The organism is Stieleria sp. (assembly GCF_041595215.1).
Taxonomy (GTDB): domain Bacteria; phylum Planctomycetota; class Planctomycetia; order Pirellulales; family Pirellulaceae; genus Stieleria; species Stieleria magnilauensis.
In genome coordinates this window covers 1-3034 of sequence record NZ_JBFHKV010001040.1, presented here as the reverse complement: position 1 = coordinate 3034, position 3034 = coordinate 1, and the positions used below count along the sequence as shown (strand labels likewise).

The following is a 3034-nucleotide window of genomic DNA, read 5'->3' as shown; positions in this document are numbered from 1 at the left end:
GATTGTCAAAAACGCCGGTATTGACCAAATCCGCGATTCGGCCATCGATCACCACGCTGGTGTCCAGCACCAGTGGTTTAAAGCCTTTGACTTCCCGGACAAATTCGACATAGGGAATCAGGAATCGAAAATCATCTTTGGTTTGGATCAGAATGCTGACACAGACGTAACACAACAGCATCCCCATGATCAGCTTCACCGCGTTGCCGACCAGCAACGACTGGGCAAACAGCGGCGCGATCGCGATCCACAAGATATAGCTGAGCAAAATTCCGATCAGCACCCCGAAGTAAACCGCGGAGATGGAATCGATGCGTTTGCGCGGGATAAAGATATCCCCCATGATCGCGACGACGGCGATCCCCATCACGCCGGCAAAGACGACGTAGGGATTGATGTCTGCGTCACTCGGCAACGCCGTGTTGATGATCCACGACACCCCGCCGGCGCAAAGTAAGAAAACGCATCGAAGGATGATCAATTCCATAAGACTAGCTGGTCACGGGATCAATGTTTTGGATCGGTTTGGGAAATCTCTATCGCCGCACTGGCACCATCGGCCAACGCACAGTCTAGATGACGCAGCGATCAGTCCCCAAGGGGACTCGGAAATCGAAACCCGATGACAGCAAGAAAGTGCCCCAAAAACCCCCAGAAACGGGAGAATTAGCACAATGTGATACCCTCGTCCGGCTGCCAGATGCAAACAGATCCCCAGGGCAAGCAAGAATCTTGCCCCACCTTCGCTATTTGATCTCGGCCAACAATCGATCCATCTTCGATTGGATCTTCGAGGCGACCGCGGCGATCTCGTCGTGGGCTTTCTGCGCCGCTTGAGCGAGCGATTGGGCCTGTTCAAGCTTCTTTTGCAGCTCCCCTCGGGTGGCCAGCAGTTTATCCGCTTCGGCCTGACGGGCCGCCGCGGTTTGCTGGTGCGTCTTGATGACATCGATCAGGGCGATCCGGTTTCGGCGTTGTTTGGCCATGTCGGTCAATTTCGCCGCCAGTTTCTCTTCCGATTCCGCGACCGCGATCATCTTGGAGGGGTCGGCTTTCAATGCCACACGCAGCGCCGTCACTTCGTCTTGAAGATCGCGAACGGCGGTGGTCAGCGTCGGCAGCTGTTGGTCGAAAGTTGCAGACGTTTGTTCAGCCGTTTTGGCGGCAGCTGTACTTTCGGCGGCCTGTTTCTTCAGCGCGGCGACCTTTTGATCCAATTCCTCCAGCGATTTCTTAGCAGCCGTCACCGCAGCGTTGGCCTGGTCCAGATTCGCTTTCGCCGGAGCCAGTTTCTGTTGGATGGAGACCAGGGTCGTTTTGACGGCTTCAACACGTTTGGCGGCCGGTTCGGGGTTGGCTGCCAAGCGGACCATGGCATCGGGGGTGTCGACCGGAGTGTTGAACACGGATCCGGCCCAATCCCCATAGATCAGACGTTTTCCGTCGTGGGTGATGGCGACTTCCAGCATGTCTTCGCCGGCATGGCTGAACGATTTCAGTTCCTTGCCGGCTGCATCCCACAATTTGGCCCGATTGTCCCGGCCGGCGGTCGCCAATTGGGCTTGGTGGTCGAACCGGACCGCCGTGACACCGCCGCCGTGGGCGTTGATCGATTTGATCGCCTTGCCGGAGACCATGTCCCACAGCTTGACCGTCCCGTCCTCACTGGCGCTGGCCAAGACGTTGGAATCATCGCGCCAGGTGAGTGAGGTGATGCCGCCTTTGTGACCGGCAAGATCCAGGTACTGGCGTCCCGTTTCGGCTTCCCAAACGATCAGCCCGCCCGAGCGATCTCCGGAGGCGAGCAGCACTCCATCGGGGCTGTAGGCGACGGCGTAGATCCAATCGGTGTGTTTCTTGATGTCGAACAGTTTTTCGCCGCTGCTGACGTCAAAGATCCGCAGCATCTTTTGCGGTCCGCCCATCGCGACGCGCGACAGGGTGTCGTTGGCGTCGGCACCGAACACGATATCCAATTCGTCGCCGACGGTCGCGACGCGTTCGCCGGTTTTGACGTCATAGATCGCAACGAGTCCGAGCACGGAGTGTTCGCCGCCGCCGGCGATCAGGTACGAACCGTCACCGCTGAAACGCAGCTCCTGAGCGACGCCTTCGGGGAACGGCAGAATACCCAGCAGTTCCGCGGTGTCGCTGTGATACATCACAATTTGGTTTTGGCCGGCGACGGCGACCAGCGGAGCCCAGGGACTGGCCGCGATCGCGGTCACCGCGGCGGCTCGCGAGGTGACGACCGGGGTTTCCAACGGCAGCGTTTCGGGCATCGCGACGGGGCCATCGGGTTTGCCGCCGGTGGGGGCGACAAACGCCAGCGCGTTCGACTTCATTTTTTTGGCTTTGGATCCGGAGTTCTCCAGAATCCCGCCTTCAATCCAGGCTCGAATGATCGCCAACTTGTCTGCCGGCAGCTTGTCTTGCTTGGGCGGCATCACGGGCGTGTCGTCGTGGTTGACCAGTTGCCACAGACGGCTGCTCTCGGCATCACCATCGTCGAAAACGACTTCGCCACTGCCGCCGCCTTCGACGACCGAGCCGAACGTGTCCAGTGCCAGTCCACCCTTTTTGTCGCTCTGCTGGTGACAGTTCAGGCAGTACTGTCGAAAGATCGGTTTGACGTCGTCTTCGTAGGTGACTTTCTTCGGAGCCGCGTCGGCCGCTTGGCAAACGGATACAGCCGAAAGGGTCGAGAGCGCAGCGAAACGAACTAATGCAGATCGAACAGACATGGCGGGAGAGGGTAAGGCGGGGGAGAGGGGGCCTGGGGATTAGGCCCGCGTCGAATTCGGTACTCGATCCAGTTTAATCAGCGTCGCCCGAGGGGCGACGCGTAATTTATCGCTGTCGTCCAGGACTTGTCCTGGTACGGCTCAGCGTTCTTGTCGTCACGAAGGGCGTCAAAACCTTCGCAAGTTCCTAGTCGTCTATCGAAGCTCAATTCTCGGGTAGTGGACGAGGCGACTTTCGGGTAGTGGACGAGGCGACGAGTCCTCTGTAGTCGGCCTATTGGCAAGGACTC

1 protein-coding gene and 1 pseudogene are annotated in these 3034 nt (G+C 58.6%); both read right to left on the bottom strand.

Annotated features, from left to right (window positions below):
* Positions 1-487 (bottom strand): annotated as a pseudogene (locus ABX749_RS27755) (PIN/TRAM domain-containing protein); the annotation flags it as partial.
* A 259-nt stretch (positions 488-746) separates the two neighbouring features.
* Positions 747-2744, bottom strand: a complete 1998-nt coding sequence (locus ABX749_RS27750) for a c-type cytochrome domain-containing protein (protein WP_372898887.1) — start codon at positions 2742-2744, stop codon at positions 747-749.
* Positions 2745-3034: the final 290 nt, after the last annotated feature.